24 protein-coding genes are annotated in these 25,915 nt (G+C 66.6%); 18 read left to right on the top strand and 6 right to left on the bottom strand.

Going from position 1 to position 25,915, the window contains the following annotated elements:
* Positions 1-209 precede the first annotated feature (209 nt).
* The 8 genes from MNI96_RS06415 (at position 210) to MNI96_RS06380 (ending at position 9,269) form a co-directional block, all read left to right on the top strand.
* The gene (locus tag MNI96_RS06415) at positions 210-1,721 is read left to right on the top strand and encodes a CoA-acylating methylmalonate-semialdehyde dehydrogenase (RefSeq protein WP_249691426.1); all 1,512 of its coding nucleotides are present in this window, start codon (positions 210-212) and stop codon (positions 1,719-1,721) included.
* Between the two features lie 83 nt (positions 1,722-1,804).
* The gene (locus MNI96_RS06410) at positions 1,805-3,055 is read left to right on the top strand and encodes a Zn-dependent hydrolase (RefSeq protein ID WP_249691424.1); all 1,251 of its coding nucleotides are present in this window, start codon (positions 1,805-1,807) and stop codon (positions 3,053-3,055) included.
* A 33-nt stretch (positions 3,056-3,088) separates the two neighbouring features.
* Positions 3,089-3,721, top strand: a complete 633-nt coding sequence (locus MNI96_RS06405; protein WP_249691422.1) for a LysE family translocator — start codon at positions 3,089-3,091, stop codon at positions 3,719-3,721.
* A 52-nt stretch (positions 3,722-3,773) separates the two neighbouring features.
* Positions 3,774-5,231 carry a dihydropyrimidinase gene (gene hydA, locus MNI96_RS06400; protein WP_249691420.1) on the top strand — a complete coding sequence of 486 codons (1,458 nt, stop codon included), beginning with the start codon at positions 3,774-3,776 and terminating at the stop codon, positions 5,229-5,231.
* 131 nt (positions 5,232-5,362) lie between these two features.
* Positions 5,363-6,169 (top strand): ABC transporter ATP-binding protein, encoded by an 807-nt coding sequence (locus tag MNI96_RS06395; protein ID WP_249691419.1) that lies wholly within the window; start codon positions 5,363-5,365, stop codon positions 6,167-6,169.
* A 43-nt stretch (positions 6,170-6,212) separates the two neighbouring features.
* A complete protein-coding gene (locus tag MNI96_RS06390) occupies positions 6,213-7,082 on the top strand; it encodes an ABC transporter permease (protein WP_249692185.1) in 870 nt (289 codons plus the stop codon).
* Positions 7,079-8,257 carry an ABC transporter permease gene (locus MNI96_RS06385; RefSeq protein WP_249691417.1) on the top strand — a complete coding sequence of 393 codons (1,179 nt, stop codon included), beginning with the start codon at positions 7,079-7,081 and terminating at the stop codon, positions 8,255-8,257. The genes MNI96_RS06390 and MNI96_RS06385 overlap by 4 nt, the downstream gene beginning before the upstream one ends.
* Before the next feature lie 34 nt (positions 8,258-8,291).
* Positions 8,292-9,269 (top strand): ABC transporter substrate-binding protein, encoded by a 978-nt coding sequence (locus tag MNI96_RS06380; protein WP_249691415.1) that lies wholly within the window; start codon positions 8,292-8,294, stop codon positions 9,267-9,269.
* An 86-nt stretch (positions 9,270-9,355) separates the two neighbouring features.
* On the opposite strand, the gene glpD is transcribed toward MNI96_RS06380, so the two are convergent.
* The gene (gene glpD / locus MNI96_RS06375; protein WP_249691414.1) at positions 9,356-10,912 is read right to left on the bottom strand and encodes a glycerol-3-phosphate dehydrogenase; all 1,557 of its coding nucleotides are present in this window, start codon (positions 10,910-10,912) and stop codon (positions 9,356-9,358) included.
* Complete coding sequence (locus tag MNI96_RS06370) at positions 10,909-11,733, bottom strand: DeoR/GlpR family DNA-binding transcription regulator (RefSeq protein ID WP_249691412.1); 825 nt, start codon at positions 11,731-11,733, stop codon at positions 10,909-10,911. Before MNI96_RS06370 ends, glpD begins: the two co-directional genes overlap by 4 nt.
* A 190-nt stretch (positions 11,734-11,923) precedes the next feature.
* Here MNI96_RS06370 and MNI96_RS06365 point away from each other — a divergent pair, with 190 nt between their 5' ends.
* The 7 genes from MNI96_RS06365 to MNI96_RS06335 all read left to right on the top strand — a co-directional run bounded on the left by MNI96_RS06365 (position 11,924) and on the right by MNI96_RS06335 (position 18,844).
* Positions 11,924-13,660, top strand: a complete 1,737-nt coding sequence (locus tag MNI96_RS06365) for an ABC transporter substrate-binding protein (RefSeq protein WP_249691411.1) — start codon at positions 11,924-11,926, stop codon at positions 13,658-13,660.
* A 208-nt stretch (positions 13,661-13,868) separates the two neighbouring features.
* The gene (locus tag MNI96_RS06360; RefSeq protein ID WP_249691409.1) at positions 13,869-14,930 is read left to right on the top strand and encodes an ABC transporter ATP-binding protein; all 1,062 of its coding nucleotides are present in this window, start codon (positions 13,869-13,871) and stop codon (positions 14,928-14,930) included.
* 11 nt (positions 14,931-14,941) lie between these two features.
* Entirely contained in the window at positions 14,942-16,015 is a 1,074-nt protein-coding gene (locus MNI96_RS06355) for an ABC transporter ATP-binding protein (RefSeq protein ID WP_249691408.1), read from the top strand.
* 290 nt (positions 16,016-16,305) lie between these two features.
* The gene (locus tag MNI96_RS06350) at positions 16,306-17,169 is read left to right on the top strand and encodes a carbohydrate ABC transporter permease (protein ID WP_158194381.1); all 864 of its coding nucleotides are present in this window, start codon (positions 16,306-16,308) and stop codon (positions 17,167-17,169) included.
* 11 nt (positions 17,170-17,180) lie between these two features.
* Positions 17,181-17,981: a carbohydrate ABC transporter permease gene (locus MNI96_RS06345; RefSeq protein WP_249691407.1), complete on the top strand. Its 801-nt coding sequence runs from the start codon at positions 17,181-17,183 to the stop codon at positions 17,979-17,981.
* Positions 17,982-18,004: 23 nt separating this feature from the next.
* Complete coding sequence (locus MNI96_RS06340) at positions 18,005-18,286, top strand: DUF2160 domain-containing protein (RefSeq protein ID WP_249691406.1); 282 nt, start codon at positions 18,005-18,007, stop codon at positions 18,284-18,286.
* A 159-nt stretch (positions 18,287-18,445) separates the two neighbouring features.
* The gene (locus MNI96_RS06335) at positions 18,446-18,844 is read left to right on the top strand and encodes a Rap1a/Tai family immunity protein (RefSeq protein ID WP_249691405.1); all 399 of its coding nucleotides are present in this window, start codon (positions 18,446-18,448) and stop codon (positions 18,842-18,844) included.
* Positions 18,845-18,918: 74 nt separating this feature from the next.
* Here MNI96_RS06335 and hemA read toward each other — a convergent pair whose 3' ends face one another.
* Positions 18,919-20,139, bottom strand: coding sequence for a 5-aminolevulinate synthase (hemA, locus tag MNI96_RS06330; protein ID WP_249691404.1), 1,221 nt, complete (start codon positions 20,137-20,139; stop codon positions 18,919-18,921).
* Positions 20,140-20,530: 391 nt separating this feature from the next.
* Between hemA and trpS the strand changes: the two genes are divergently transcribed.
* Together trpS and MNI96_RS06320 are read left to right on the top strand one after the other, a co-directional pair.
* Positions 20,531-21,607, top strand: a complete 1,077-nt coding sequence (gene trpS / locus MNI96_RS06325) for a tryptophan--tRNA ligase (protein ID WP_249691403.1) — start codon at positions 20,531-20,533, stop codon at positions 21,605-21,607.
* A 188-nt stretch (positions 21,608-21,795) separates the two neighbouring features.
* A complete protein-coding gene (locus tag MNI96_RS06320; RefSeq protein ID WP_249691401.1) occupies positions 21,796-22,293 on the top strand; it encodes an MmcB family DNA repair protein in 498 nt (165 codons plus the stop codon).
* A 16-nt stretch (positions 22,294-22,309) separates the two neighbouring features.
* Here the strand turns inward: MNI96_RS06320 and MNI96_RS06315 are convergent, their stop codons facing one another.
* Entirely contained in the window at positions 22,310-22,864 is a 555-nt protein-coding gene (locus tag MNI96_RS06315) for an ActR/PrrA/RegA family redox response regulator transcription factor (protein WP_249691399.1), read from the bottom strand.
* A 58-nt stretch (positions 22,865-22,922) separates the two neighbouring features.
* Entirely contained in the window at positions 22,923-24,323 is a 1,401-nt protein-coding gene (locus MNI96_RS06310; protein WP_249691397.1) for an ActS/PrrB/RegB family redox-sensitive histidine kinase, read from the bottom strand.
* 286 nt (positions 24,324-24,609) lie between these two features.
* On the opposite strand from MNI96_RS06310, the gene secB reads away from it, so the two are divergent.
* Positions 24,610-25,101 (top strand): protein-export chaperone SecB, encoded by a 492-nt coding sequence (gene secB / locus MNI96_RS06305; protein ID WP_067224741.1) that lies wholly within the window; start codon positions 24,610-24,612, stop codon positions 25,099-25,101.
* Between the two features lie 91 nt (positions 25,102-25,192).
* Here secB and MNI96_RS06300 read toward each other — a convergent pair whose 3' ends face one another.
* Entirely contained in the window at positions 25,193-25,648 is a 456-nt protein-coding gene (locus MNI96_RS06300; RefSeq protein ID WP_349629129.1) for a DUF2852 domain-containing protein, read from the bottom strand.
* Positions 25,649-25,915 lie beyond the last annotated feature (267 nt).

Raw genomic sequence — 25,915 nt, 5'->3', positions numbered from 1 at the left:
TTCGGCCGGAGCGCGAGGACGCGAAGGCTGCCGGATGGCTGTGCATCCGGACCACGGGAACGGCCGGCGGCGCGACCAGCGCTGCCCGATGCCAGGGGATGATGCTGAGGGTTTGCGGGACGCTGTGCCCGGACCCCTGCCCATGCCGGCCGCAATTTGAGACGGACAGGGCGCCCGAGCCGAGAGCCGGCCTGGCGAGCGGAGGGAACATGTCGAAGTCCGGCCTTGCCAGCATCGAGAACGCCGTCGGCGGGGCGCGTGTCGTCTCCCGCTCCACCAGGACGCAAGGGGTGTTCAACCCGGCGACCGGCGAGCAGACCGCCGTCCTGCCGCTGTCGAGCGCGGCCGAGGTGGCGGAGGCGATCGCCGCGGCGAAAGCCGCCTTCCCCGCCTGGCGCGACACGCCGCCGCTCAAGCGCGCGCGCATGATGTTCCGCTTCAAGGAGCTGCTCTCCGCCCATGCCGACGACATCGCCCGGGCGATCTCGGCCGAGCACGGCAAGACCCACGACGATGCCCTGGGCGAGGTGGCGCGCGGCATCGAGGTGGTGGAATTCGCCTGCGGCATCCCGCATCTGCTGAAGGGCGAGTTCGCCCGCAATGTCGGTCCGGCCATCGACAGCTATTCCGACCGCCAGCCGCTCGGCGTCGTCGCCGGCATCACCCCGTTCAACTTCCCGGCCATGGTGCCGCTGTGGATGTATCCGATCGCGGTCGCCTGCGGGAACACCTTCGTGCTGAAGCCGTCCGAGCGCGACCCCTCCGCCGTCATGGCGGTCTACGACCTGTTCCGGCAGTCTGGCTTCCCGGACGGGGTGCTCAATGTCGTGCACGGCGACAAGGAAGCGGTCGACGTGCTGCTGACCCATCCCGACGTCAAGGCGGTGTCCTTCGTCGGCTCCACGCCGATTGCCGAATACGTCTATGCGACCGGCACCGCGCACGGAAAGCGGGTGCAGGCGCTGGGCGGGGCCAAGAACCACATGATCGTCATGCCGGATGCGGACATGGACCAGGCGGCCGACGCGCTGATGGGCGCGGGCTACGGCTCGGCCGGCGAGCGCTGCATGGCGATCTCCGTCGCCGTTCCCATCGGCGAGGAGACCGCCGACCGGCTGGTGGAAAAGCTGGTTCCCCGCGTGCAGGCGCTGAAGATCGGCCCGGCCACCGACCGCGAGGCGGAAATGGGCCCGCTGGTCACAGAGGCGCATATGCGCAAGGTGCTCTCCTATATCGACCAGGGCGTCAAGGAAGGTGCCGAACTGCTGGTCGACGGGCGCGGCTTCTCGCTGCAGGGCTACGAGAACGGTTATTTCGTCGGCGGCACCCTGTTCGACCGGGTGACCCGCGACATGACGATCTACCGCGAGGAGATCTTCGGCCCCGTCCTGTCGGTGGTGCGTGCGGGCGGCTACGAGGAAGCGCTGTCGCTGATCAACGAGCACGAATACGGCAACGGCACCGCGATCTTCACCCGCGACGGCGATGCCGCGCGCGCCTTCGCCGACCGCATCGAGGTGGGCATGGTCGGCATCAACGTGCCGATCCCGGTGCCGGTCGCCTATTTCTCCTTCGGCGGCTGGAAACGCTCGCTGTTCGGCGACCATTCGATCTACGGCGCGGAAGGCGTGCGCTTCAACACGCGCCTCAAGACGGTGACGACGCGCTGGCCGGCCGGTATCAAGGACGGCGCCGTCTACACCTTCCCCAATATGGAGTGAGGCCGGCGCCGCCGGCCGGGCCCCGACATGGAATGAGCGCCGACGGCGCCGCCGCCGCACCGGACGAAGAGGGAGTGAGCTGAATGACCGCACCGGGCAAGAACCTGCGCATCGACGCCGACCGCCTGTGGGACAGCCTGATGGAGATGGCGAAGATCGGCCCGGGCGTCGCCGGCGGCAACAACCGCCAGTCCCTGACCGATGCCGACAACGAGGGCCGCAAGCTGTTCCAGGCCTGGTGCGAGGCGGCCGGGATGAGCATGGGCGTCGACGCCATGGGCAACATGTTCATGACGCGCGCCGGCACCGATCCCGATGCCCTGCCCGTCTATGTCGGCTCGCATCTCGACACCCAGCCGACGGGCGGCAAGTACGACGGCGTGCTCGGCGTGCTCGGCGCGCTGGAACTGGTGCGCACCCTCAACGACCTCAACATCCGCACGAAGCGGCCCATCGTCGTCACCAACTGGACCAACGAGGAGGGCACGCGGTTCGCCCCCGCCATGCTGGCCTCCGGCGTCTTTGCCGGGGTGCACGATCTCGACTGGGCCTACGAGCGCAAGGACGCGGACGGCAAGACGGTCGGCGACGAGCTGAAGCGCATCGGCTGGGTCGGCGAGGAAGAGGTCGGCGCGCGCAAGATGCACGCGATGTTCGAGCTGCATATCGAGCAGGGGCCGATCCTGGAGGCCGAGGGCAAGGATATCGGCGTCGTCACCCACGGCCAGGGCCTGTGGTGGCTGGAAGTCACCGTGACCGGCAAGGAGAGCCACACCGGCTCGACGCCGATGCCGATGCGCCGCAATGCCGGCCTCGGCATGGCGCGGATGACCGAGCTGGTGCACGAGATCGCGATGAAGCACCAGCCGCGCGCGGTCGGCGCCATCGGCCATTGCGACGTCCATCCCAATTCGCGCAACGTCATTCCCGGCAAGGTGGTCTTCACCGTCGACTTCCGCTCGCCCGACCGCGAGACGCTGGACGCGATGAAGGCGGAGTTCGAGGCGCGCGTGCCGGGCATTGCCGAGGATCTGGGACTGACGGCGACGATCGAGGCGGTCGGCCATTTCGATCCCGTGACCTTCGACGAGACCTGCGTCAAGGCCGTGCGCAACGCGGCGGAAAAGCTCGGCTACAGTCACATGGACGTCATTTCCGGCGCCGGCCACGACGCGTGCTGGGTCAACAAGGTCGCGCCGACGGCGATGATCATGTGCCCCTGCGTCGACGGGCTGTCGCACAACGAGGCCGAGGAGATCACCAGGGAGTGGGCGCAGGCCGGTGCCGACGTGCTGCTGCATGCAGTGCTGGAAGCGGCCGAGATCGTGGAGTAGGGCGGGCGGGGATCGCCGGCGCGGGGGACGCAGATGGACCTTTCGATACTGGTTTCCTTCATCGTGGTTGCGGGCCTGCTGGTGATGTCGCCCGGTCCCAACGGCGTGCTGATCGCGCGCACGGTGCCGACCTCCGGCCGGATGGCCGGCTTTGCCAATATCGCCGGCTTCATCACCGCCTTCTATCTGCACGGCGCGTTGGTGGTGTTCGGCGTGTCCGTCATCCTGGTGAAGTCGGCCGAGCTGTTCTTCGCCGTGAAGATGCTCGGCGCTGCCTATCTGTGCTGGATCGGCCTGAAGGCCCTGCGCGATGCCTGGCGCGGCCCCGTGGCTGCGGCCAGCGTGTCTCCGGCGCGGCGTCGGCGGACGCTGACGATCGCCTATTGGGAGGGGCTGCTGACCAACGCGCTCAACCCGAAAGTGTCGATGTTCTACCTGGCGGCGTTTCCGCAATTCCTGCCGCCGGGACTGGCGACGCCGGCCAACACGTTCACGCTGGTCTTCGTCCACTCCATGCTCAACCTCGTCTGGTTCTCCCTGATGGTGCTGGCCTTTTCGCGGCTGACGGCGGCGGCACGCAGCGGGACATTCCAGCGTTGGATCAAGGGCATCACCGGGGTGGTCTTCCTGGGCTTCGGGGCACGACTGGCAACCATCGAACCGTAACGGCGGCAGGCGCGGGGCGCTGCGCTTCTGCACACCACGAGAGGGAACCGACATGGCGAGCAAAGTGATCAAGGGCGGAACGGTCGTCACGGCCGACCTTGCCTACCGCGCGGATGTGAAAATCGACGGCGGCAGGATCGTCGAGATCGGGCCGGATCTTTCCGGCGACGAGGTGCTCGACGCCAGCGGCTGCTACGTGATGCCGGGCGGCATCGACCCGCATGTGCACCTGGAAATGCCTTTCATGGGCACCTATTCGGCCGACGATTTCGAGAGCGGCACGCGCGCCGCCCTTGCCGGCGGCACCACCATGGTGGTGGATTTCTGCCTGCCCTCGCCCGGCCAGTCGCTGCTGGAAGCGCTGACCATGTGGGACAACAAGTCGACCAGGGCCAATTGCGACTACTCCTTCCACATGGCGATCACCTGGTGGGGCGAGCAGGTGTTCAACGACATGGAAGCGGTGGTGCGCGACAAGGGCATCAACAGCTTCAAGCATTTCATGGCCTACAAGGGCGCGCTGATGGTGGACGACGACGAGATGTTCGCCTCGTTCCAGCGCTGCGCGGAACTCGGCGCGCTGCCCATGGTGCATGCGGAAAACGGCGATGTGGTCGCCCAGCTGCAGGCCAAGCTGATGGCCGAAGGCAATGACGGGCCGGAAGCCCATGCCTATTCGCGCCCGGCGGAAGTGGAGGGCGAGGCGACCAACCGCGCGATCATGATCGCCGACATGGCCGGCGTGCCGCTCTACGTGGTGCACACGTCCTGCGAACAGGCGCATGAGGCGATCCGCCGGGCCAAGCAGAACGGCATCCGCTGCTACGGCGAGCCGCTGATCCAGCACCTGACGCTGGACGAGAGCGAGTACCGCCATCCCGACTGGGACCATGCGGCGCGGCGGGTGATGTCGCCGCCCTTCCGCAACAAGAAGCACCAGGACAGCCTGTGGGCGGGCCTGCAGGCGGGCACGCTGCAGGTGGTGGCGACCGACCACTGCGCCTTCACCACGGAGCAGAAGCGCACCGGGCTCGGCGACTTCACCAAGATCCCCAACGGCACCGGCGGGCTCGAGGACCGCATGCCGATGCTGTGGACCCACGGGGTCGCCACCGGCCGGCTGACCATGAACGAGTTCGTCGCCGTGACCTCGACCAACATCGCCAAGATCCTCAACATGTACCCGAAGAAGGGCGCGATCCTGGTCGGCGCCGATGCCGACCTGGTGGTCTGGGATCCGGAGAAGGAAAAGACGATTTCCGCCGCGACCCAGCAGTCGGCCATCGACTACAATGTGTTCGAGGGCAAAAAGGTGAAGGGTCTGCCGCGCTTCACGCTGACCCGCGGCGAGGTCGCCATCGAGGACGGGGCGGTGAAGACGCGCGAGGGGCACGGCAAGTTCGTCGCGCGTCCGCCGTTCCAGGCGGTCAACAAGGCGCTGTCGACCTGGAAGGAACTGACCTCGCCGCGCAAGGTGGAGCGCTCGGGCATTCCCCGCAGCGGCGTGTGAGACTCCGGTGGACCGTTCGGCACAGGGACGGTCTGCTGCGCACCTGAAAAGACCGGGCCTGAGCCCCGTGAACCATGACATCGAGGCGGACGCAGGGCAGGCGACCGCCGATCGAGGGAGACGCTGCGAGCATGCAATCACAGCCTGCGGGAGACACGGCAGCGCCGGTCATCGACATCGAGAACCTGTCCCTGACCTTCGAGACCGATGACGGCCCGGTGCACGCGCTGTCGGACATCGACCTCGCCATCGGCGAAGGCGATTTCGTCTCGCTGATCGGCCCGTCGGGCTGCGGCAAGACCACGCTTTTGCGGGTGATCGCCGATCTCGAGGCGCCGACCGGCGGCTCGATCAGCGTCAACGGCATGACGCCGGACGAAGCCCGGTTGAAGCGGGCCTATGGCTACGTGTTCCAGGCCGCCGCGCTCTATCCCTGGCGGACCATCGCCGACAACATCGCCCTGCCGCTGGAGATCATGGGCTTTTCGAAGGGGGAGCGCGAGGAGCGCATCCGCCGCAACATGGAACTGGTGAACCTTGCCGGCTTCGAGCGCAAGTATCCCTGGCAGCTGTCTGGCGGCATGCAGCAGCGCGCCTCCATCGCCCGCGCCCTCTCCTTCGATCCCGACCTGCTCTTGATGGACGAGCCCTTCGGCGCGCTCGACGAGATCGTCCGCGACCACCTCAACGAGCAGCTGCTGAAACTGTGGGCCAAGACCCGCAAGACGGTGGTCTTCGTCACCCATTCGATCCCGGAGGCGGTGTTCCTGTCGACCAGGATCGTGGTGCTGTGCCCGCGTCCGGGCCGCATCTACGACGTGATCGAGAGCGACCTGCCGCGCGAGCGCACGCTCGACATCCGCGAGACGCCGGAATTCCTGAAGATCGCGCACCGGGTGCGCGAGGGGCTGCGGGCGGGGCACAGCTATGACGATTGAGGCCGCCGCCGCGTCGCCCGCCCGCTCGCCCTTCGCCGGCCTGATGCAGGGCACGGCCGGGCCGGTGCTGGTGGTCATCGCGGCGATCATCGCCGTCTGGTATCTGGCGGCGGTGCTGCTCAACGCGCCGTTCCAGCGGGACATCTACAAGCGCGGCGGAGTGGAGGATGCGCCGCTGGTGCAGCTCGTCGCCGACACGCTGTCGCAGGAGCGGCCCGTCCTGCCCGCCCCGCACCAGGTGGCGGTCGAGCTGTGGGACACCACGGCCAACAAGGCGGTGACCTCCAAGCGCAGCCTCGTCTATCACGGCGGCATCACCCTTTCCTCGACCCTGCTCGGCTTCGTGCTCGGCACCGCCCTCGGCATCGGCCTGGCGATCCTGGTCGTGCACAGCCGCGTCCTCGACAAGAGCCTGATGCCCTGGGTGATCTCCTCGCAGACGATCCCGATCCTCGCCATCGCGCCGATGATCATCGTTGTGCTGAACGCCATCGGCATTTCCGGCCTGCTGCCCAAGGCGATGATCTCGACCTATCTCTCCTTCTTTCCGGTGACGGTCGGCATGGTGAAGGGCCTGCGCTCGCCCGAGGCTATCCAGATGGACCTGATGAAGACCTATTCGGCCTCGCCCGCGCAGGCGCTGTGGAAGCTGCGCCTGCCCTCCGCCATGCCCTATCTCTTCGCCTCCATGAAGGTGGGCGTTGCCGCCAGCCTCGTCGGCGCCATCGTCGGCGAGCTGCCGACCGGCGCGGTCGCAGGCCTCGGCGCGCGCCTGCTGTCGGGCTCCTATTACGGGCAGACGGTGCAGATCTGGTCGGCGCTGATCGCGGCGGCCGTGCTGGCGGCAGCGCTGGTCGCGCTGATCGGCATGGCCGAGCGGCTGGTGCTGAAGCGCATGGGGATGCGGCGATGAGCACCCCGCACCCCTCCCTCGGCTCGCCGCTGGCGGAGCGCCGCCGGCTCGGTCCGGTCAAGGCGCTGCTGGCGGCGCTGGCGCTGGTCGTCGCCGTGGTCGCGACCATGCTACCGATTATCGCCTCGGACACGATGGCGCTGGGCCTGTTCCGCCATCCGCTGCTGGCGATCGCCGCCCTGGCCGGCGTCATCGTGCTGGCGCCCTATCTCCTGCGCTTCCTGCAAGGCCCGCCGGCGATGCTGGCCCTGGTCGCCGTCTCCTACGCCATGGCCTTCGCGCTGATTCGGATCGCCGGCGGATATCCCGGCCAGGCTGCTTCCGGGTTCTGGGCCTATGTCTTCGTCGCCTGGGCGCTCGCCTGGCTGTCGGTGGAGGAGATGGCGGCGCTGACCCCGCGCGGGGCCGTGTGGAAGCGACTGCTTGCGCTGGCCATCCCGCTGACCTTCGGCGCCTGGCTGCTGATCCTGTGGCAGGTGCTGGTCGTCGGTTTCGCCGTGCCCAAGGTGCTGCTGCCGCCGCCCTCCGACATCTGGGTGCGGCTGCTGACCTCGCCGGCCGTGCTGTGGGCGGACTTCCGCCAGACCTTCCTGAAAGGGGTGCTGGTCGGCTACGCCATCGGCTGCGGATCCGGCTTCCTCGTCGCCATCCTGGTCGACCGGGTGCCGTTCCTGCGGCGCGGCCTGCTGCCGGTCGGCAATCTGGTCTCGGCCCTGCCGATCATCGGCGTCGCGCCCATCATGGTCATGTGGTTCGGCTTCGACTGGCCGTCCAAGGCGGCGGTGGTCGTGATCATGACCTTCTTCCCGATGCTGGTGAACACGGTGACCGGCCTTGCCGCCGCCGACCGGATGCAGCTCGATCTCATGCACACTTACGCGGCAAACTACCCGCAGACGCTGCTCAAGATGCGCCTGCCCATGGCCATGCCGTTCGTTTTCAATGCCTTGAAAATCAACTCGACGCTTGCGCTCATCGGGGCCATTGTTGCCGAATTCTTCGGCACGCCCATCGTCGGCATGGGCTTCCGTATCTCCACCGAGGTGGGGCGGATGAACATCGACATGGTCTGGGCCTCGATTGCCGTCGCCGCACTCGCCGGGTCGCTATTCTACGGTTTGGTGACCCTCGTCGAACGGGCGGTCACATTCTGGCATCCGTCAGTCCGGGGATAACGGGCGGCGGCTGCCCCACCAGAGGGAGCAGGAAATGAAGAGGACTTTGCTAGCCGCCGCCGCGCTTGCCTTCGCATTCGGTCCCGCGCAGGCAGCCGACGACATCACGCTGCAGCTGAAATGGGTCACGCAGGGCCAGTTCGCCGGCTATTACGTGGCCAAGGACAAGGGCTTCTACGAGGAAGAGGGACTCAACGTCACGATCAAGCCGGGCGGGCCGGACATCGCCCCGCCGCAGGTCATCGCCGGCGGCGGCGCCGACGTGATCATCGACTGGATGCCGGCCGCGCTCGCCAGCCGCGAACGCGGCGTACCCTTGGTCAACATCGCCCAGCCCTTCAAGGAGTCGGGCATGATGCTGGTCTGCCTGAAGGAAACCGGCATCACCAAGCCGGAGGACTTCCGCGGCCGCACGCTCGGCGTCTGGTTCTTCGGCAACGAGTATCCGTTCCTGTCCTGGATGAGCAAGCTGGGCATCTCGACCGAGGGCGGCCCGGAGGGGGTCACCGTGCTGAAGCAGGGCTTCAACGTCGATCCGCTGCTGCAGAAGCAGGCCGACTGCATCTCCACCATGACCTACAACGAATACTGGCAGGTCATCGATGCCGGCATCGCGGAGAGCGATCTGATCATCTTCAAGTATGAGGACCAGGGCGTCGCGACGCTGGAGGACGGCCTTTATGTGATGGAGGAGAACCTCGAGGATCCGGCCTTCGTCGACAAGATGGTGCGGTTCGTCCGTGCCACGATGAAGGGCTGGGAGTACTCGCGCGAAAATCCGGACGAGGCGGCCGACATCGTGCTGGAGAACGATGCCACCGGCGCGCAGACCGAGAAGCACCAGAAGCGCATGGTCCGCGAGGTCAACAAGCTGACGGAAGGCTCCGACGGCCGGCTCGACATGGAAGACTACCAGCGCACGGTCAACACGCTGCTGAGCGGCGGATCCGACCCGGTGATCAGCAAGGAACCGGTCGGCGCCACCACCACTGCGGTGACCGACAAGCTCTGATCGTCATCTGCGCAGGACAAGACGAAAAGACCGCCGGGCGAGGGATCGTCCGGCGGTATTTGCATGATGGGGCGGGCTGTCCGGCCTCAGGCCTTGCTGCGCCCGGCGCCCGCTGCCGCGAGGCCGGCAAGGCGCTCGGTCATCCAGGCTTCCAGCGCCTGGGCCTGCTGCGCCGCGACCCGCAGGCCCAGCTTGCTGCGGCGCCACAGCACGTCCTCGGCATGACGCGCCCACTCGCGGTCCATCAGATAGGCCACCTCCCGGCCGTAGAGGTCGGCGCCGAAATGCGGTCCGAGATCGTCGAGCGAGGTCGCGCCGGCCAGCAGGTCGCGGGTGCGGGTGCCGTAGCTGCGGGCGAGGCGGGCGATGAGCGTACGGGGCAGGAAGGCGAAGTCCTGCGCAAGGGCCGCTTCCAGATCGGCAAGGCCGGTGGTGGGGAAGTCGCCGCCGGGCAGCAGCGCCCGCGCGGTCCATTCCGGCCCCTTGGCGCCGAGCGCCTTCTCGATCATCTCGAGCACGGACAGGGCCAGGCGCCTGTAGGTGGTGATCTTGCCGCCGAAGATGTTGATCATCGGCGCCTGACCGCCCCCGCCGTTGCCGTCGAGCTTGAGCACGTAGTCGCGGGTGGCTTCCTGCGCCTTGGAGGCGCCGTCGTCGAACAGCGGCCGCACGCCGGAATAGGTCCACACCACGTCCTGCCGGGTAATCGGCTTGCGGAAATACTCGCTCGCCGCCTCGGTCAGGTAGACGATTTCCTCCTCGCTCGCCGCCACCTTTGCCGGATCGCCGTCGTAGTCGCGGTCGGTGGTGCCGATCAGGGTGAAGTCCTGCTCGTAGGGAATGGCGAAGACGATGCGCCCGTCGCCGTTCTGGAAGATGTAGGCGCGGTCGTGGTCGAACAGCTTGCGCACGACGATGTGGCTGCCCTGCACGAGCCGGACGTTGTGGGTGTCGTTGCGCTTCAGGGCGCCCTTCAGCACCCGGTCGACCCAGGGGCCGGCGGCATTGACCACCAGGCGGGCGGTGACGCTGCGCGTTGCCCCGCCCTCGCGGGCCTGCAGCGTGGCGCGCCAGATATCGCCCTCGCGCGCGAGGCCGACGACCTGCGTGCCGGTGTGGATCTCCGCTCCCCGGTCCGCGGCGTCGCGGGCGTTGAGAACGACCAGCCGGGCATCGTCCACCCAGCAGTCGGAATATTCGAAGCCGGTGGTGAACCCGTCCTTCAGCGGTTTGCCGGTCGGGTCGGTCGCAAGGTTCAGCGTCCGCGTGCCCGGCAGCAGCTTGCGACCGCCGAGATTGTCGTAGAGGAACAGGCCGAGGCGCAGCATCCAGCGCGGGCGCAGGCCCTTCTGGTGCGGCAGCACGAAGCGCAGCGGCCGGATGATGTGCGGCGCGTTGGCCCATAGCAGCTCGCGCTCGCTCAAGGCTTCGCGCACCAGGCGGAACTCGTAATGCTCCAGATAGCGCAGCCCGCCATGGATCAGCTTGGTCGACCAGGACGAGGTGCCGCTGGCCAGGTCGTTCATTTCCGCCAGGCAGACGGAATAGCCCCGCCCGATCGCGTCGCGGGCGATGCCGCATCCGTTGATGCCGCCGCCGACGACGAGAAGGTCGTAGTCGGCCGCTTGCGCTGCTGCACTCATTTGCCCTGGGCTCCCTGGCCGTCTTCGCGCTCCATGTCGCGGCGCTCCGGTTCCCCGTCGCCGGCGATCTCGATGCGCACGCCGTGCTCCCGGCAGATCTCGACCACGGGCTCGGGAGGGACCTTGTCGGTGACGAAGATGTCGATCTGGGAGATATGGGCGATGCGCACCGGGGCGCTGCGTTCGAATTTCATGCTGTCGGCGACGAGGATCGTCTGCCGGGCATGCGTGATGATCTCGCGGGCGACGCGCACCTCGCGGAAGTCGTAGTCGAAGATCGTTCCGTCCGGGTCGATGGCCGAGGCGCCGATCAGCGCGTAGTCGACCTTGAACTGGCGGATGAAGTCGGCAGCCGCCTCGCCGACGATGCCGCCGTCGGAGGCGCGGACCTGGCCGCCGGCGATGATCACCTCCACGGCCGGTGCCGCCCGCAGGATGTTGGCGACGTTGATGTTGTTGGTGATCGCCATGATGCCGTCATGCTGGCGCAGCGCCCGCGCCACCTGCTCGGTGGTGGTGCCGATGTTCAGCATGATCGAGGCATTGTCGGGAATGAGGCTGGCCGCGCGCAGGCCGATCCGCCGTTTCTCGTCGGCCGCGAGCTGGCGCCTTGCGTCATAGGCATAGTTGGCGATGCCCGACGGCAGCACGGCACCGCCATGCACCCGCTGCAGCATGCCGCGCTCGCACAGCTCGTTGAGATCCTTGCGGATGGTCTGCGGCGTGACGTCGAACTCCGTCGCGAGGCCGTCGACATCGACCCGCCCGGCGCGTCGCGCGCGGTCCAGGATCTCGGACTGACGGGGGGTTACGGGTTCCATCTAGTGATCTTTCGTTTTTTTTCGATATTGGCGCGTATTTTAACCGGATTTCGTTTGCATCGGCAACAACCTACCGAAACTCCACGAATTTTGCCTCCTGCAAGCAAGGAATGGCAAGAAGGTTTTCGTGTTGACGTTCATTTTTTTTCGTTTGATAGTCGGGATGCAGAAATGCATGGGAGGACTTCATATGAGATACAAGATGCTGACGGCCGTTGCGGCCGTCGCGCTGATTGCTGGTGCGGGCTCGGCATTCGCCGGTCCCGAGGAGGCGCAGCGCTGGATCGAGACCGAGTTTCAGCCTTCTGCTCTCACGAAAGAGCAGCAGATGGAGGAAATGAACTGGTTCATCGAGGCGGCCGAGCCGTTCCGCGGGATGGAAATCAACGTGCTGTCGGAGAGCATTCCGACCCACGACTATGAATCGAGGGTTCTTGCGAAAGCCTTCGAGGAAATCACCGGCATCAAGGTCAATCACCAGATCCTGGGCGAGGGCGAGGTCGTCCAGGCGGTGCAGACCCAGATGCAGACGAACCGCAATCTCTACGACGCCTATGTCAACGACTCCGACCTGATCGGGACCCACAGCCGCATGCAGCAGGCCGTGAACCTGACCGACTGGATGGCGGGCGAGGGCAAGGACGTCACCCTGCCGACGCTCGACCTCGACGACTTCATGGGCCTCAGCTTCACCACCGGCCCGGACGGCGATCTTTATCAGCTCCCGGACCAGCAGTTCGCCAATCTCTACTGGTTCCGCAAGGACTGGTTCGACCGTGAGGATCTGCAAGCCCGGTTCAAGGAGAAATATGGCTACGATCTCGGCGTGCCGGTCAACTGGTCGGCCTATGAGGACATCGCCGAGTTCTTCTCCGAGGACGTCAAGGAGATCGACGGCGTCCGCATCTACGGCCATATGGACTACGGCAAGCGCGCCCCCGATCTCGGCTGGCGCATGACCGATGCCTGGCTGTCGATGGCCGGTGCCGGCTCGCCCGGACTTCCGAACGGCCGTCCCATCGACGAATGGGGCATCCGCATGGAAGAGGGCTCTTGCAACCCGTCGGGTGCGTCGGTCGCCCGCGGCGGCGCGACCAACGGCCCGGCCGCCGTCTACGCCATCGCCAAATGGGACGAGTGGCTGCGCGAATACGCGCCTCCGGGGGCGGCGGACTACGACTTCTACCAGTCGCTGCCCGCCCTCAGCCAGGGCAACGTCGCCCAGCAGATCTTCTGGTACACCGCGTTCCTCGCCGACATGGTCAAGCCGAAGTCGGAAGGCAACAACACGGTGGACGACAACGACATGCCGCTGTGGCGCGCAGCTCCGAGTCCGCACGGTCCCTATTGGGAAGAGGGCATGAAGGTCGGCTATCAGGACGTGGGTTCCTGGACGATCCTCAAGTCGACGCCGACCGACCGCGCCAAGGCGGCCTGGCTCTACGCCCAGTTCGTCGTCTCCAAGACCGTGGACGTCAAGAAGAGCCATGTCGGCCTGACCTTCATCCGCGACAGCTCGATCCGGCATGAATCCTTCTCCGAGCGCGCGCCGAAGCTCGGCGGCGTGGTCGAGTTCTACCGCTCGCCCGAGCGGGAGAAGTGGACGCCGACCGGCATCAACGTGCCGGACTACCCCAAGCTCGCCCAGTTGTGGTGGCAGCAGATCGGTGACGTGAACTCGGGTGCGTTCACGCCGCAGGAGGCCATGGATCGTCTCGCCGAGGAGATGGACACGATCATGATCCGCATGCAGCGTGCCGACGAGGCCAACAACACCTATGGCGGCTGCGGCCCGCGCATGAACGAGCCGAAAGACCCGTCCGAGTGGATCGGCAAGGGCGGTGCCAAGGCCAAGCTCGACAACGAGAAGCCGCAGGGCCAGACCGTCAACTACGACGAACTGGTCAAGCGCTGGGCCGAGAACTGAGCCTGCAGATCGACGCAAACCGCAACCCGGGATCCGTCCCGGGTTGCCCGCCCGGATCCTTCGCAGTGGCGCGGCACGTCCGCTCCGTCGCCGGGGAAGGCGGCCGACCTTGTGCGTCCGTCACCAACCTGCGGCTGCCCTCCCTGGGAAGGCTGACAGCGAGCCGGCGATCCAGCACCATCGAACCTTGCATGAAGGGCGACCCGAGATGTCCCTTGAATTGAGGCGCGTCAGCCTGCGCGTTGGTGCGGAGACGCATATTCACCCCGTCGATCTCGTCTGCGAGCCCGGCAGCTTCAACGTCCTGCTCGGAACCACGCTGGCGGGCAAGACCACCTTGATGAAGCTGATGGCGGGCCTCGAACGTCCGACCTCCGGCGAGGTCCATTTCGGCGGCCGCGATGTCACCGGCGTGTCGGTGCGCAACCGCAACGTCTCGATGGTCTACCAGCAGTTCATCAATTACCCGAACATGACCGTCTACGAGAACATCGCCTCGCCGCTCAAGGTGGCGCGGATGGCCGACGACGAGATCAAGCGCCGGGTCGGCACCTTCGCCGAACTGCTGCGGCTGACGCCGATGCTGGACCGACGGCCGTCCGAACTGTCGGGCGGCCAGCAGCAGCGCACGGCGATGGCACGGGCGCTGGTCAAGGATGCGGATCTCGTCCTGCTCGACGAACCGCTCGCCAATCTCGACTTCAAGCTGCGCGAGGAGTTGCGGGACGAGCTGCCGCGCCTCTTCGCCGACCGCGACTGCATCGTCGTCTACGCGACGACCGAGCCGGTCGAGGCGTTGCTGTTCGGCGGCCACACCGCCTGCCTGTACGAGGGGCGGGTGGTGCAGTTCGGTCCGACGGGCGAGGTCTATCGCAGCCCGGCCGACCTCACCAGCGCGCAGGTCTTCTCCGATCCGCCGATCAACACGGCGCAGGTGACCAAGGCGGGCGGCGACTTCCACCTGGTCGATGGCGGCAGGTTCCCGGTGCCGGCCCGCCATGCGGGCCTTGCCGACGGGGCCTATACGCTGGGGGTGCGCCCGCATCACGTCAGTCCCGCCCCGAAGGGCACCCAGCCGGTGGCGGTGGAGGGTACGGTGCTGGTGACCGAACTCTCCGGCTCGGAGAGCATCATCCATTTCACCTTCCACGAGCGGACCTGGGTGTCGCAGGCCCATGGCATCCATCCCTTCGAGGTCGGTACGCGGCAGCGGCTTTATGCCGACATGTCGAAGGCGCTGGTCTTCGACGAGACCGGCCGGCGGCTCTAGGAGGACGGGACATGGCACGAATCGTACTCGACACCCTGCGGCACGCCTACGGTCCCGCACCGGCCTCCGACGGGGACTGGGCGCTCAAGCGTCTCGACCTCGAATGGGAGGACGGCGGCGCCTATGCGTTGCTGGGCCCTTCCGGTTGCGGCAAGACGACCTTGCTGTCGATCATTTCCGGCCTCTTGAAGCCGACGGAGGGGCGCGTTCTCTTCGATGGCACCGATGTGACGGCGCTGCCGCCGGACCGGCGGCACATCGCCCAGGTCTTCCAGTTCCCGGTCGTCTACGACACGATGAGCGTCTACGACAATCTCGCCTTCCCGCTGCGCAATCGCGGCGTCGCCGAGCGCGATGTCGACGCAAGGGTGCGCGAGATCGCCGGGATGATCGACCTCACCCACATGCTGGAGCGCCGGGCCGCCGGCCTGACGGCCGACGGCAAGCAGAAGATCTCGCTCGGCCGCGGCCTCGTGCGATCCGATGTCAATGCGATCATGTTCGACGAACCGCTGACGGTGATCGATCCGCATCTGAAATGGCAGTTGCGTTCCAAGCTCAAGGAACTGCACCAGCGGGTGCACACCACGATGATCTACGTCACCCACGACCAGACGGAGGCGCTGACCTTCGCCGACAAGGTGGTGGTGATGAACCAGGGCGAGGTGGTGCAGATCGGAACGCCGGTCGAACTGTTCGAGCGGCCGCAGCACACGTTTGTCGGCCACTTCATCGGCTCGCCGGGCATGAACGTGCTTCCTTGCGAGGTCTCCGGCGGCAAGGCGCTGATCGGCGGCATTGCCGTGGCCGATTGTCAGACGGCGGAGGCGACGGGGCCGGTCCGGCTGGAAGTGGGCGTGCGGCCGGAATTCGTCAGCTTTGTAGAGGGCGGCGAGGAGGGCGGACTGCCGGCTCGCACCGTCAAGGTGAGCGACGCGGGGCGCTTCAGCATCGTCGAGACGCAAGCATTCGGGCATGTCGTCAAGTTGCTGGTCCCCGAGGGGACGCGGATCCCGAGCGAGGGCGTCCTGCGCTTCGATCCGGAGCGCACCGCCGTTTACCGCGACGGCTGGATCGTGAACTGAGGGGGCGGGAGGGCTCCAGAGCCCTTTCGGCCAATTCGGAGCCATTCTGACGGAGCGATTTTGTGACAAGGTCAAGCAAAGACACGCAGGCCGTATCTGGATACGGACAAGGGGCTTTGCGCCGGAGTTGGCGCAAAATCGCCCGTCCCGCAGGGCTTCCGATTGGCGGGCGCCCAACGCCGAACCGGTCTTGCCCGATGCGACGGCATCGCGCGGCGACCGTTTCGACGCCGGATCGCCGCTCCAATCGAGAAGCAGAATTGACTTCGAATTGGCCGAAAGGGCTCTAGATGAACAAGACGCACGACAACAGGGCATGGTTCTTCGTCCTTCCGGTGGTGGCGCTGGTTGCCTTCAACGCCGTCATCCCGCTAATGACCGTGGTCAACTATTCGGTCCAGGAGACCTTCGGCGACAATGTCTTCTTCTGGGCCGGCGTCACCTGGTTCGAGCAGGTTCTGCAGTCCGAGCGCTTCCACAACGCGCTCGGCCGCCAGTTGATCTTCACCTTCACCATCCTTGCCATCGAGATTCCGCTCGGCGTTGCCATCGCGCTCGCCATGCCGCGCAAGGGGCCGTGGGTACCGGTCTGTCTGGTGCTGATGGCGCTTCCCCTGCTCATTCCCTGGAATGTGGTCGGCGCCATGTGGAATATCTTCGCATTGCCCGATATCGGCCTTCTCGGCCGCAGTCTGAATGCGCTCGGCTTCGACTACAACTTCACCCGCCAGCCGGGCGACGCCTGGTTCACGCTGATCCTGATGGACGTCTGGCACTGGACGTCGCTGGTGGTGCTGCTGGCCTATGCCGGCCTCGTGTCGATCCCCGACGCCTACTACCAGGCGGCCAAGATCGACGGTGCGAGCCCCTTCGCCATCTTCCGCTACATCCAGCTGCCGAAGATGAAACGGGTGCTGACCATCGCCGTGCTGCTGCGCTTCATGGACAGCTTCATGATCTACACCGAGTTGTCGGTGCTGACGGGCGGCGGCCCGGGCAACTCGACGACGCTTCTTTCGATCGATCTCGTCAAGATCGCGCTCGGCCAGTTCGATCTCGGCCCGGCGGCGGCCATGTCGCTGATCTACTTCCTGATCATCCTGTTGCTCAGCTGGGTATTCTACACCCTGATGATGCGCAACGAGCAGCAGTGAGGAGACGACCGATGAACAAGGGCAAGGCTCTCGTCCCGATCCTCTATATCATCTTTCTGATGTTGCCGATCTATTGGCTCGTCAACATGTCGTTCAAGACGACGAACGAGATTCTCGGCACATTCACATTGTTCCCGAGTGAATTCACCGTGGAGAACTACGTCAAGATCTTCACGGACCCGACCTGGTACATGGGTTATGTCAACTCTTTGATCTATGTGCTGATCAACACGGTCATCTCGGTGACAGTTGCCCTGCCGGCGGCTTATGCGTTCTCGCGCTACCGGTTTCTCGGCGACAAGCACCTGTTCTTCTGGCTGCTGACCAACCGGATGGCACCGCCTGCGGTCTTCGCCCTGCCCTTCTTTCAGCTCTACTCGGCGATTGGCCTGTTCGATACGCCGATCGCTGTGGCGCTGGCGCACACGCTGTTCAACATTCCTCTCGCCGTGTGGATTCTGGAGGGCTTCATGTCCGGTGTCCCCAAGGAGCTGGACGAGACCGCCTATGTGGACGGCCACTCCTTCTGGTCCTTCTTCCTGAAGATCTTCGTGCCGACCATCGCCGCGGGCATCGGCGTCGCCGCCTTCTTCTGCTTCATGTTCTCCTGGGTGGAACTGCTGCTGGCCAAGACGCTGACCTCGGTCGCCGCCAAGCCGATTGCTGCCACGATGACCCGGACGGCGAGCACGTCGGGTTATGAGCTCGGCCTTCTTGCCGCGGCCGGGACGCTGACCATCATACCGGGGGCCTTCGTCATCTATTTCGTTCGCAACTACATCGCCAAGGGCTTCGCCCTGGGACGGGTGTAGCGTCAGGCCAGGAGAGAAATGTCATGGGACTGAGCTGGATGGCCTGGACCGGGCCGACCGCCGCCTTCTTCATCTTCATCGGGCTGTGCTTCGTCGCCATGTCCGTCTGGGAATACGTGTCGCCCGGCGGCGGGCCGCGGCACGGCGTCCTCGGGCTGGACACCACGCGCGGCGACCGGCTGTTCATCTCGCTGCTCGGCAGCGCCTTCATCTTCCTGGGATGGCTTGCCCTGGTCGGACCCGATCTGTGGGTGCCGCTCGCCATTGCCGTTGCCTATGCGGGGGCGGTGTTCCGCTGGGTGTGACGAGCGTTCGTCGTCGCGTCCCTTGTCCTTCGATCCGACTCGCCGGATGATTGCCGCATGGCAACCGGCGACGCGCGAGCGAGAATGCAAAGCGGCCCGATAGCGAGAGCGAAGGCAGGGACGGAACGCGCCCGACCGTCGGGCGGCGGCAGCGCCCGCATGAGGGTGCTGCGTCTCAGGGCCGCCTCGGTGGCCGGCGCCTGTCTCACCGCCGCAGGAGCTTTGGCCAGCGCCGCACCGGTCTCGGCCGAGGGCTGGCAAGATGCCGGGCAGATCGCGGCGATCTGCAAGGCGGAGCCGGAGGCCAGTCCGGTCGCCGTCACCTTCTGCCTCGGATACCTCCAGGGAACGCTCGATGCCTTCCTGCTGGGGCGGGCCAATTGCATGCCGCCGGGGGTCGACGCCAACGGGCTGCGCCGCATCCTGCTCGAGCATGTGGCGCGCCATCCGGACAGGCTCGCGGCCAGTGGCCCGCTGTTGGTCTACGACGCCTTTGCCGAGGCCTGGCCTGCCTGCGCCCACATGCCCCGCTATTCGGCCCGCAGCGCCGGTCGGTGATCCGCTGAAACGCAAAACGCGCCGGCGGGGCCGGCGCGTTGCAAGGCTCGCGAAGAGGCGCTAGGGCCGCCGCTTCAGGCGACCGCCCGTGCCAGCGCGCATTGCGACCACAGCGACTCGATCGAGCGCACCAGATGGTCGATGTCGCCGTCGCTGTGCAGCGGCGAGGGGGTGATGCGCAGCCGCTCCAGGCCCTTCGGCACCGTCGGATAGTTGATCGGCTGGATGTAGATCCCGTAGCTGTCGAGCAGGATGTCCGAGATCATCTTGCACTTGACCGGATCCTTCACCATCACCGGAACGATGTGGCTGGGATTGTCGATATGCGGGATGCCCGCGGCATCGAGCTTGCGCCGCAGCGTCGCCACCCGGTTGCGATGGCGGGCGCGCAGCGCCTCGCCGTCGGCCGACTTCAGGTACTGGATCGAGGCGCGGGCACCGGCGGCGAGCGCCGGCGGCAGCGCGGTGGTGAAGATGAAGCCGGAGGCGAAGGAGCGCACGAAGTCGCACAGCGACTCGGACGCGGCGATGTAGCCGCCCATGACGCCGAAGGCCTTGCCGAGCGTGCCCTCGATCACCGTCAGGCGGTCCATCAGGCCTTCGCGCTCGGCGATGCCGCCGCCGCGCGGACCGTAAAGGCCGACCGCATGCACCTCGTCGAGATAGGTCATCGCGCCGTATTTGTCGGCAACGTCGCAGATCTCCTTGATCGGTGCGATGTCGCCATCCATCGAATAGACGGATTCGAAGGCGACGAGCTTCGGCCGGCCCGGCTCGATCTCGGCGAGCTGACGCTCCAGATCGGCCACGTCGTTGTGCTTCCAGATGCGCTTTTCGGCGCGCGAATGGCGGATGCCCTCGATCATCGAGGCATGGTTCAGCGCGTCGGACAGCACCACGCAGCCCGGCAGGTGCGCGGCGAGCGTGCCGAGCGCGGCCCAGTTGGACACGTAGCCCGAGGTGAACAGCAGCGCGGATTCCTTGCCGTGCAGGTCGGCCAACTCGCGCTCGAGCAGCACATGATAGTGGTTGGTGCCGGAAATGTTGCGGGTGCCGCCGGCGCCGGCGCCGCAGCGCTCGATCGCCTCGTGCATCGCATCGGTCACGACCGGCTGGAGACCCATGCCGAGATAGTCGTTGGAGCACCACACCGCGACTTCATGGGAGCCGTCCTGCGTGTAGCGCGTCGCGCGGGGGAAATTGCCCGTCTGACGTTCGAGATCCGCGAAAACCCGGTAGCGGCCTTCCTTGTGCAGTCCTTCGATCTTGTGTCGAAAGAAGCTCTCGTAATCCATTCCGGCCTCCGGACCTCTTGCGGGGGTGCTGACGGCAACTGTGCGTCGATTCATACGAGGTTTCAAATACTCGCAAATTAGTCTCGTTCCAACCTATAACCGATGGGCGCGGCTGCGTGAATTGGGAATATGCCGAATGGGCGTTTCGACGCAGGTCCGACGTCCGGCGGCCCCGGACTTGGCCCCTTGACCGGCCGCTCGTGCAGGCCATCCATATCATCCATCCGTTGCATGATTGCATGCAGCGCCGGCGAATGCACCCCGCCCGGTCCTTGCGCCGCCCTTGCCGCTTGCACGCAGCGCCCGCCTTCGCCATAACCCGCGGGCGCACGGCACCTGCCCTGCGCCGCATCCTGCGATCGACCCGAGGTCCAAACTGGGGGACAGTCATTTGAACGAGTTTCAGCCGCGCGTTTTCTCCGGCGTCCAGCCGACCGGCAACCTGCATCTTGGCAATTATCTCGGCGCCATCGCGCGTTTCGTGCCGCTGCAGGACGAGATGCCGGCGATCTATTGCGTCGTCGACCTGCATGCGATCACCGTCAAGCACGATCCCGCGCTGCTCGCCGGGACGACGCGCGAGGTGACCGCCGCCTATCTGGCCGCAGGCATCGACCCGAAGAAGGCCATCATCTTCAACCAGAGCCAGGTCCGCGAGCATGCGGAGCTTGCGTGGCTGTTCAACTGCATCGCGCGCATCGGCTGGCTCAGCCGCATGACCCAGTTCAAGGAAAAGGCCGGCAAGAACCGCGAGAACGCCTCGGTCGGCCTGTTCGCCTATCCGACGCTGATGGCGGCCGACATCCTGGCCTATCGCGCGACGCATGTGCCGGTGGGCGACGACCAGAAGCAGCATCTGGAGCTGACCCGCGACATCGCGCAGAAGTTCAACAACGACTTCGCCGACCGCATCAAGGAGCTGGGCCTCGGCATTCCAAACCCGACGCCGAGCCCGGAGCTGCCGGACGAGCTGTTCTTCCCGCTGACCGAGCCGATGATCGCCGGGCCCGCGACCCGCATCATGAGCCTGCGCGACGGCACCAAGAAGATGTCGAAGTCGGACCCGTCCGACCTGTCGCGCATCAACCTGCGCGATTCGGCCGACGAGATCGCCAAGAAGATCCGCAAGGCGAAGACCGATCCGGAGCCGCTTCCGGGGGAGATGGAGGGCCTTGCCGAGCGTCCCGAGGCGGCCAACCTGGTCGGCATCTATGCCGCGCTGTCGGGCAGGTCCAAGGACGCGGTCCTGTCGGAGTTCGGCGGCCAGCCCTTCTCGATCTTCAAGCCGGCGCTGGCCGATCTTGCGGTCGACAAGCTGGCGCCGATGACCGGCGAGATGAACCGGCTGCTCGCCGATCCCGGCCATATCGATGCGGTGCTGCGCGACGGCGCCGGCCGCGCCTCGGAGATCGCCCGCCCGGTGCTGCGCGATGCCCGTCGCATCATGGGCTTCCTGGAAGGCCGCTGAGCGGTCGCTGGCAGGGTGTACTGCCAGCAGGCATCTTGCGAAAAGCATTTCGGGGCCGCGGACATCGTCTGCGGCCCTTTTCTTTTGCGATGCCTCGCCGGCGTCTCCGTACAGGCAACGGGCTTGTCTTTTGCGCCCGCCCGGGTCTAGTGTTCGGATCGAACAAAAGAGGAACGGGATTTCGGCAGATGAGCGGGCAACGGATCCAGCTCGACCAGCCGCTGGTCGACGGCCGGCAGTCGGAGACGGCCTTGCGGGTCTGGCGCGGGGCGGCGCGCCTGTTGCGGCAGCTGCGCTTTGCCTGCGTCGGCGAACTGACGCTGGCCTCGGGCCGGCGCGCGGACATCGCCGCCATCGGGCCCAAGGGCGAGATCTGGATCGTCGAGGTGAAGTCGTCGCTGGCGGACCTGCGCGCCGACAGCAAGTGGCCGGACTACCGCCTGCATTGCGACCGGCTGTTCTTCGCCACCCATGCCGACGTGCCGGCGCAACTGTTTCCGCCGGACGCGGGCCTTATCCTTTCCGACGGGTTCGGCGCCGAGATCCTGCGCCAGGCGCCCGAACACCGCCTGCCGGCCGCGACCCGCAAGGCGGTGCTTCTGAGATTCGCGCAGTCTGCAGCCCTGCGCCTTCACGACCTGCACGATCCCGATGCGCGGGCGGCCACCGGCTACGGTGTGCTGTGAAGGTCCGGCGGAAAGCTCAGCGCGGCGCGCGCTTGGCGAGGATCCGCTGCAGCGTGCGGCGATGCATGTTGAGACGCCGCGCGGTCTCCGACACGTTGCGGTCGCACAGTTCGTAGACGCGCTGGATATGCTCCCACCGCACCCGGTCGGCCGACATCGGGTTCTCCGGCGGCGGAGCCTTCTCCTCGCCCTCCGACAGCAGCGCGGCCAGCACGTCGTCCGCATCGGCCGGCTTTGCCAGATAATCGACGGCACCCAGCTTCACGGCGGTGACGGCGGTGGCGATGTTGCCGTAGCCGGTCAGGATCACCACCCGGGCTTGCGGCTTGCGGGCGCGGATCGCCTCGACCACGTCGAGGCCGCTGCCGTCCTCCAGCCGCATGTCGACAACCGCATAGTCCGGCGCCTCGGCCTGGATCGCCTCCAGCGCCTCGCGCACGCTGTCCGCGGTCACGGTGGTGAAGCCGCGCTTCTCCATCGCCCGCGCCAGTCGCTGCTGGAACGGGCGGTCGTCGTCGACGATAAGCAGGTTGCCCTCAACGACCCTGTCCGTTCCTGAAACTTCACTCATCGCACCGTCCCGTTCGTTCTGCCGCCGTGCCGTCCGCCGGCGGATCTCTTTGGATCTTTTATAAGTGCGTTTCCGCTTCGGGCAAATCGAGCGGCCGGGTTGTTGCTGCGTCATTTGCACTCGCGCTCACATGCCACGGAGAGCGGCCGTCGCGCGGCCAGGCGATGCGAACGACGGCGCCGCGCTCCGGCGGCGGACGGTTGCGCAGGCGCAGGTCCGCCCCCGTGCGTTCGAGCAGCGTCTTGGCGATGAAGAAGCCGAGGCCCAGCCCGCCGCCGGTCTGGCCCTGGCCCGGCCGCCCGTCGCGGGCCCCGCGCGCGGTGACGTAAGGCTCGCCGAGCTTGGCCATCACGTCCGGCGAAAAGCCCTGGCCGTCGTCGGAGATTTCCAGCAGCACCTGCGTGCCCGTCCAGCGGGCGGAGACCGTCACCGTGCTGTCGGCGAAGTCGACGGCGTTTTCCAGCAGGTTGCCGAGACCGTAATACATGGCCGGATTGCGCCGGGCCATCGGCTCGTCGCCCTCGCCCTGGATGTCGATGCGGATACGCGCGCCATAGGCCCGTGCCGGCTCCACCACCTGGTCGATCATGTGCGACAGCTTCTCGCCGCGGAAATGCTGGTCCCGGTCGTCGGGCAGCGAGGAGAGCTTCGACAGGATCTCGCGGCAGCGCTCGGCCTGCGACAGGATCAGCGCCAGTTCCTCCTTCAGGGCCTCCGGCGAAGGCGGATGCTTCTCGTCGGCAAGGTCGCGCACCAACTCCTTGGCCGACAGGTAGACGGTGGCGAGCGGCGTGCCGAGTTCGTGCGCGGCCGCCGCGGCCAGTCCGTCCAGCGCATGCAGGTGCTGTTCGCGCGCCAGCACCAACTCGCTCGCGGTCAGCGCGTCGGACAGCTGGCGGGCCTCCTCGGCAACGCGGAACGCATAGATGCTCATGAAGGCGAGCGAACACACGAGCGCGATCCACAGGCCGATGGCATAGACCGGCGGCAGGCGGAAGGTTTGCCCTTCCGGCCAGGGCAGCGGCAGGTGGAAGGTCGCGATCAGGGTTGCGATCACCGCCGCGAGCAGGCCGAGATAGATGGTGTTGCGCGCCGAAAGCCCGGCGGCCGACACCATGACCGGTGCCAGCAGCAGGAAGACGAAGGGATTGCCGAGACCGCCCGTCAGATAAAGAAGGCCGCCGAGTTGCATCAGGTCGTAGGCCAGCTGCAGCGCCGCATAGCGCTCCGACAGGCGCTGCGACTGCGGCGAGCGCACTTTCAGGAAGATGTTGAGCCAGGCCGAGGCGGCGACCAGCGCCGCGCAATAGGAGAGCGGCAGCGGATAGGCCAGATAGAAGTGGACGACGACGAGCGCGGCGGTCTGCCCCGCAATCGCCAGCCAGCGCAGGCGCACCAAAGTGTCGAGCTTCAGTCGCCGGTGCGGGGAGCCGAGTTCGGGTCTGTCGGTATCGTCCATCGTGTCCTGCCAGCCTGCCTGAGGGGTCTGCGCCTGTTGTGGCGTGCGCTCCGGGCCGCGTCAAATCCGGGGGAGTCCGGGGGAGAGCCCGTCCCCGCCGTCGCCCTTTCGCCGGCGGCGCGGGGCGCCGCGGCGACCAATCAACCCTTGGCAGGGAAGCCGTGCCATGCTAGCCGATGCTACGAGTTTGAGCGCGCAGGCCAGCGTGTCCGGGAGCGAGACTTTGCCGGGGACATGGGGACTACGCGCCGGGATATGGATGTCATCGAGACAGGATAGCTGACGCATGAGCGACACGAACGACGCGGCCGCGGGCCAGGGCAACGAGGCCGGCGGTGCACCGGGCATGAGCATTCTCGCCCAGTACATCAAGGATCTCTCCTTCGAGAACCCGAACGCGCCGGGATCGCTGCAGCCGCAGGAGCAGCCCAAGCTCGACATCAACGTCAATGTCGGCGCCCAGCCGATGGGCGAGAACCAGTTCGAGGTGGTGCTGACGCTGACCGCCAGCGCCAAGACCTCGGCGATGACCGTCTTCGCCATCGAGCTGGTCTATGGCGGCCTGTTCCGCATCGTCGGCGTGCCGCAGGAGCACCTGCACCCGTTCGTGCTGATCGAGTGCCCGCGCATGCTCTTCCCCTTCGCCCGCAACATCCTGGCCGAGGCCTCGCGCAATGGCGGCTTCCCGCCCCTGATGCTCGACCCGATCGATTTCGCGGCGCTCTACCGCCAGAATGCCGCGCAGGCCCAGGCGGCCGGCGAGCAGAAGCCGAACTGATCTGCCTGCCAGCCTTGCTGCAGGATGCGAAAAAGCCGCGGACGGGGTCCGCGGCTTTTTTCGTTCCTCGGGCATCCGCAGAGCGGAGGCGTTACGCCTCCGGCGATGCCGGACCGCGGCCGCGATTGGCCATGAAGCGGTCGAACTCTTCCTGGTCGCGTGCCCTTCGCAGCTCCTGCAGGAACGCGTCGAACTCCGCCCGCATCTCGTCGATGCGTGCGCGCTCTTCCTCGAGCCGCTTCAGCTCGCGGGCCCGGTAGTCGTCGAAAGCGGCGTTTCCGGTCGGGCGGACGTCGGAAAAGCCCCGGCCCGAAGACAGGCCCTGTCCGAAGGGGCTGGCATTCCACTGCTCGCGCGCATCGCGTGCAAGGCCCGGAAGGCGGTCGCCCCACAGGATATAGGCCAGCATCGCCAGGCCGAGCGGCCAGAAGACGATGAAGCCGAGCACCATCAGGCCGATCGTCACTGGCGACCAGCCGGGACGGATTGCCGGACGGCACGAAGCCCCCGCGGGGCCGCTTGCATGGGTTGCGGTTCCGTAGCTCATCTACACTCCTCTCGTTCGAGAACGAATTTGATGTGGGAACGCCGCCTCCCGCATTCAAGAAAAACCGCTCGCCGCGCGAATCCGACAGGGGTTTCGGTCCGCGACCGGATTGCCCCCGTATCTCCATGAGCGGGAAACGACAGGCGAGAGGTCGGGAGCATACGGGGGGGAGGCAAGACCGACGAGAATGACCCGGATCTGCGACGTTGGGATGACGTTGTTGGGTGGGGATCTGCCGAGGGGGTGTTTTGGAGGGGGTTTGGGCGT

The sequence above is a fragment of the Stappia sp. WLB 29 genome (assembly GCF_023507705.1).
GTDB lineage: Bacteria > Pseudomonadota > Alphaproteobacteria > Rhizobiales > Stappiaceae > Stappia.
The sequence above is the reverse complement of the archived record's forward strand: the minus strand, read 5'-3'. Positions and strand labels throughout refer to the sequence as shown.

Bases quoted from the DNA above. Each gene is read 5' to 3' on its own strand.
- MNI96_RS06310 (WP_249691397.1), bottom strand. From the start codon at position 24,323: ATGGACGATACCGACAGACCCGAACTCGGCTCCCCGCACCGGCGACTG.
- glpD (WP_249691414.1), bottom strand. From the start codon at position 10,912: ATGAGTGCAGCAGCGCAAGCGGCCGACTACGACCTTCTCGTCGTCGGC.
- MNI96_RS06380 (WP_249691415.1), top strand. From the start codon at position 8,292: ATGAAGAGGACTTTGCTAGCCGCCGCCGCGCTTGCCTTCGCATTCGGT.
- MNI96_RS06320 (WP_249691401.1), top strand. From the start codon at position 21,796: ATGAGCGGGCAACGGATCCAGCTCGACCAGCCGCTGGTCGACGGCCGG.
- MNI96_RS06350 (WP_158194381.1), top strand. From the start codon at position 16,306: ATGAACAAGACGCACGACAACAGGGCATGGTTCTTCGTCCTTCCGGTG.
- MNI96_RS06370 (WP_249691412.1), bottom strand. From the start codon at position 11,733: ATGGAACCCGTAACCCCCCGTCAGTCCGAGATCCTGGACCGCGCGCGA.
- MNI96_RS06360 (WP_249691409.1), top strand. From the start codon at position 13,869: ATGTCCCTTGAATTGAGGCGCGTCAGCCTGCGCGTTGGTGCGGAGACG.
- hydA (WP_249691420.1), top strand. From the start codon at position 3,774: ATGGCGAGCAAAGTGATCAAGGGCGGAACGGTCGTCACGGCCGACCTT.
- MNI96_RS06390 (WP_249692185.1), top strand. From the start codon at position 6,213: ATGCAGGGCACGGCCGGGCCGGTGCTGGTGGTCATCGCGGCGATCATC.
- MNI96_RS06405 (WP_249691422.1), top strand. From the start codon at position 3,089: ATGGACCTTTCGATACTGGTTTCCTTCATCGTGGTTGCGGGCCTGCTG.
- MNI96_RS06345 (WP_249691407.1), top strand. From the start codon at position 17,181: ATGAACAAGGGCAAGGCTCTCGTCCCGATCCTCTATATCATCTTTCTG.
- hemA (WP_249691404.1), bottom strand. From the start codon at position 20,139: ATGGATTACGAGAGCTTCTTTCGACACAAGATCGAAGGACTGCACAAG.
- MNI96_RS06395 (WP_249691419.1), top strand. From the start codon at position 5,363: ATGCAATCACAGCCTGCGGGAGACACGGCAGCGCCGGTCATCGACATC.
- MNI96_RS06410 (WP_249691424.1), top strand. From the start codon at position 1,805: ATGACCGCACCGGGCAAGAACCTGCGCATCGACGCCGACCGCCTGTGG.
- MNI96_RS06365 (WP_249691411.1), top strand. From the start codon at position 11,924: ATGAGATACAAGATGCTGACGGCCGTTGCGGCCGTCGCGCTGATTGCT.
- MNI96_RS06340 (WP_249691406.1), top strand. From the start codon at position 18,005: ATGGGACTGAGCTGGATGGCCTGGACCGGGCCGACCGCCGCCTTCTTC.
- secB (WP_067224741.1), top strand. From the start codon at position 24,610: ATGAGCGACACGAACGACGCGGCCGCGGGCCAGGGCAACGAGGCCGGC.
- MNI96_RS06300 (WP_349629129.1), bottom strand. From the start codon at position 25,648: ATGAGCTACGGAACCGCAACCCATGCAAGCGGCCCCGCGGGGGCTTCG.
- MNI96_RS06335 (WP_249691405.1), top strand. From the start codon at position 18,446: ATGAGGGTGCTGCGTCTCAGGGCCGCCTCGGTGGCCGGCGCCTGTCTC.
- MNI96_RS06355 (WP_249691408.1), top strand. From the start codon at position 14,942: ATGGCACGAATCGTACTCGACACCCTGCGGCACGCCTACGGTCCCGCA.
- MNI96_RS06385 (WP_249691417.1), top strand. From the start codon at position 7,079: ATGAGCACCCCGCACCCCTCCCTCGGCTCGCCGCTGGCGGAGCGCCGC.
- MNI96_RS06415 (WP_249691426.1), top strand. From the start codon at position 210: ATGTCGAAGTCCGGCCTTGCCAGCATCGAGAACGCCGTCGGCGGGGCG.
- MNI96_RS06315 (WP_249691399.1), bottom strand. From the start codon at position 22,864: ATGAGTGAAGTTTCAGGAACGGACAGGGTCGTTGAGGGCAACCTGCTT.